Source organism: Bacillus sonorensis NBRC 101234 = KCTC 13918 (assembly GCF_001592005.1).
GTDB lineage: Bacteria > Bacillota > Bacilli > Bacillales > Bacillaceae > Bacillus > Bacillus sonorensis.
On sequence record NZ_BCVZ01000046.1, the window covers coordinates 1 to 3,718 of the forward strand.

At 39.2% G+C, this 3,718-nt stretch carries 5 protein-coding genes and 1 pseudogene; all 6 read left to right on the forward strand.

The features are described 5' to 3' along the window. Nucleotides 1–667, forward strand: a pseudogene (locus BTR1S_RS21335) (ribonuclease YeeF family protein); the annotation flags it as partial. A gap of 378 nt (nucleotides 668–1,045) precedes the next feature. Beyond that, nucleotides 1,046–1,861 carry a CdiA family toxin C-terminal domain-containing protein gene (locus tag BTR1S_RS22325; protein ID WP_238548702.1) on the forward strand — a complete coding sequence of 272 codons (816 nt, stop codon included), beginning with the start codon at nucleotides 1,046–1,048 and terminating at the stop codon, nucleotides 1,859–1,861. Between the two features lie 22 nt (nucleotides 1,862–1,883). Next, entirely contained in the window at nucleotides 1,884–2,243 is a 360-nt protein-coding gene (gene cdiI, locus BTR1S_RS21340) for a ribonuclease toxin immunity protein CdiI (RefSeq protein WP_006638053.1), read from the forward strand. 335 nt (nucleotides 2,244–2,578) lie between these two features. Then, nucleotides 2,579–2,731, forward strand: coding sequence for a hypothetical protein (locus BTR1S_RS22660; protein ID WP_155910154.1), 153 nt, complete (start codon nucleotides 2,579–2,581; stop codon nucleotides 2,729–2,731). A gap of 31 nt (nucleotides 2,732–2,762) precedes the next feature. Next, the gene (locus BTR1S_RS21345) at nucleotides 2,763–3,041 is read left to right on the forward strand and encodes an ArsR/SmtB family transcription factor (protein WP_029419136.1); all 279 of its coding nucleotides are present in this window, start codon (nucleotides 2,763–2,765) and stop codon (nucleotides 3,039–3,041) included. Nucleotides 3,042–3,140: 99 nt separating this feature from the next. Further along, entirely contained in the window at nucleotides 3,141–3,524 is a 384-nt protein-coding gene (locus BTR1S_RS21350; protein ID WP_006638051.1) for a VOC family protein, read from the forward strand. Nucleotides 3,525–3,718 lie beyond the last annotated feature (194 nt).

Here is a 3,718-nt window from a genome sequence, read left to right on the forward strand (position 1 = left end):
AATCTCAAAAAAAGCGTCGACGGGATAACGGCTCTTGACGATGCTTTAAAAGGTAAAGGCGGCGACGCCATTCGCGCTTTTTATGAAGAATGTCACACTCCGTTTTTGCGGTTCTACGAAACTTTTATCGAGGAATATGAGTCGGCATTGAAAAAAATCAAAAATGTGCTGGAATCGCTTGAACCGTATCATAACGGATATATTTCGCAAGCCTTTCTCGACCATGACTTAGAAAACGGCTTGAACGCGGCCGATCGAACAACGAAACATTTGGTTTCCAAAGCCAACGCCACAATTGCGAAAGTCAGCCATATTGTCGATCTGCCGGATTTGAACGACAACGACTTTCACGAACAAAATAGAAAAGCTTTGAAAGACATCAATCAGACCATCGAAAAGCTGCATGCATTTGACAGAGAGCAGACCAACGCTCTCAAAACCGCTGGAAAACGATCTTGAAACGATGCAACAATACCTTAAAAGACTTGAAAAAATGTATACGGGGCCCAAAATTGAGATTGCCACCTATCAAAAAGGTTCGATTTTAAAACCGGATGAGATGGATGCTTTGAGTGGGAATCAAGAGACAGCGATGGGAGTCATGTTGGATAAGCTTGATAAGAGATCAAAGCTTGAAAAAGAGATTAGCGAAGTTAGCGATCATGATGTTAAAATGTACAAATTACAGAAAAAGCTTGACGGGTTGTCAGATGATCCTGACGAGTATCTTAAAGTTGCCAAAGAGATTGGTTACGATAACCTTACATCTGAACAATTAGAATATGTTCAATTTCTTGAAAGACGTCAGGCAGTCATGCAAAACCCTCTTGAAGTTAGCCCGGATGATGGAAAAGAAGCTTTGCAGAATATCAGTAATGGTATTAAAGGTTCGCTTAGCGCAGTATATGATCTAGGGAAGGATTTTATCGAGGGCGGAATACAGCTGGGATGGAATATTGGATGGACAATCGACAATTTACATAAAGATCCACAAGTCGTTTTTGACAAAGTTCTTGGATACAACTATTTAGGCGCCTTTCAAAGTATGGTTGATACGTTGGTGGAACAGTATGATGAAAAAGTAGTACGTGGGGATGCGTATTCAAGGTCGCATTATTTTACTTATTTGATCGGAAGCCTTGTGGGCTTGAGAAGTGGAAAATCCTCTGTCCCAACAGGCTCGAAAGATGTTGCGAAAGCGGGTAAAGCCGCGGTTATCAAGGTGAAGAAAGCCGGTAAGTCAGTAAAACAGTATGTCAAGCCACCTGCCAATCGATATACTCCTGCATTGCAAGGGATTCTTCAGGATGCACCGAATTCTATTAATGTGAAGAATACGCCTTTGCTGAAGGAGCTGATTGAGGATAAAAAGAAAAGTGTGCTTTTTAAAGCTGATGGTGAGGGATCAAATAGAAAGCCTGCGAGTACTATAAAAAAAGTTGAATTTACCGAAACATTAGCAAACCATATAAAAAATACGGATCCAAAAGTGCCAAGAAGAAGGGGGATAGGAGGGGCACATAATAAAAATGAATTTTTAAAAAATAACGTAAAAATTCTAAGTGTTCAAAAGCACCCTAAACTTAAGGGGATAGAAAAGGTTGTATATAAGGTTCCATCTTTAGACCCCAAAACAGGGGAGATCACGGGATGGAGAGCCCAAGAATTTAAGAAAACCATTTATGATCCATCTGTTATTTCAGACGATGATTTTTTGAAATTTGGTAAGGAGGCAGCTGCTGATGCTGCTTCAAAGGGCAACTTAACAAGAGTTTGGGAAGGTTATGATAGCAACGGAGTAAAATGGATAGGCTATACTGACACTAATGGAACAGTAACTTCATTTTTCCCTGATCTATAATTAGAAAGAGAGTGCATAAATAATGAACAGAATTTTAGAATCTCAACAAATAAAAGAAAGTCATTTTCCAATTACAGCTTTTTTTAATGTGCTAGCAGACTCTGAATTTTTAGAAGTTATTGAGAATTTGTCAAAAGAAGTTGGAACCGCAATAAACGATGTTGGATGTACCTTTCCATGTGAACTTGAGCCCGATGAAGAGTCTTTTGAAGGAATTGAATTCGGTGTAATCGATGAAGAAGTAATTGTAGATTATCCAACATTTTATTATTACCTTAGGATAGCATGTGACAGTTATATTTCAGATTTTCCACAATATAAGGAGAAAATAGAATCCTTATTAAAGGTTATCGCTCAAAAATATAATATTGAGGAAGTTTGAATTTGATTTTAATTGTGTTCGAAATTTGAGAAAAATATATAAATAACATTCATATTTCTTTACCTTGATTGGCTACTGCCTTTCAAGGTTTTTTATATTCAGTCCAAAAAAAATCCGACAAAAAAGGGGATAAAATGGGGGACTTTTTATATTCCACTTTATCATACGATAGAGACAAGAAAATAATACCTGAGTCCAAGACGGAGAACCTGCGGACACTGATCTTTTGAACACGGATGTTGTGCAGCTGATTGGCGGCCGCTTTTTTTTTATGGCCAGAATGGGAGACGCAACTTTCCCTTATCAAGCGTGCACCCGGATGTATCGAATGATAAATGAAGGTCGTCAGCTTCACGGGAGGAGCGGCTGAAGTCTATGCAGGATTGCGCGCGACAGTCACGGGGAACGCAAGCGGTGAGACCCCGCTTGCACAGGAAGTCATTTTCATGGCTCCTTTATCATGCAACTATAAGGTTACTTATGATTGACGGCAACCGTATAGTTGCATATACTCGATATATGAATTGGGACAAAGATGCTATATTCAAAGCACTTGGCGATTCGAATCGGCGGCTTATATTAGACGAACTATCCGAACGCAACGAGCTGACGTTGTATGAGCTTACGGCACGTCTGATTATGAAGCATGAGCTTTCCATTTCGCGACAGGCGATAGCTAAACATCTTTCTGTATTGGAAGATGCAGGGCTTGTAAAATCAAAACGAAAGGGAAAATATCGAGTACTTATATTCAACAACGAGCCACTTAAAAATTTGCTGAAAGGATGGGTAGATTAATTTTATAACTAATGACGAATGTATGGTTTTTTCTATTTGTAGCCAGATTGTTTAGAAGAGAACCATACATCGCAAATATCAAAGGAGGCCCAAAACATGATGAAAATCATTATTACTAGTATATTCGTTCAAGATCAAGACAAAGCATTGGAGTTTTATACAAAAACGCTGGGCTTTGTAAAAAAGCATGACGTTCCCAGCGGAGCATATAGGTGGATAACGCTTGTTTCTCCCGATGATCAAGACGGAACCGAACTTTTACTCGAACCGGATGAACATCCTGCCGCAAAAGAGTATCAAAAGAAGCTATTTGCCGATGGCATCCCAGTAACAATGTTTGGCGTTGCAGATATTCGTAAAGAGTACGAACGATTATTGGAAAACGGTGTCAAGTTTACTATGGAGCCTACAAAAATGGGCGAAGTCACAATAGCTGTCTTCGACGATACATGCGGTAATCTTATTCAGATAATACAGAAGTAACGTAATTTTTAACGACTTTATTGGTAAGTTTTAAGTTCGGTGAAGGACGAAGTATTCTCGCCGTGAGTGCCGCGGATGTGGAATGAAAAAGAGTATATAAAGATTGAAAGCCCGCTTATTCCGAGTTGGGCTCTTTTTTTGTCGTTTGGGTTGTTTGTTCTGATCAATAAGATTCATTTTCATGGATAGACAGT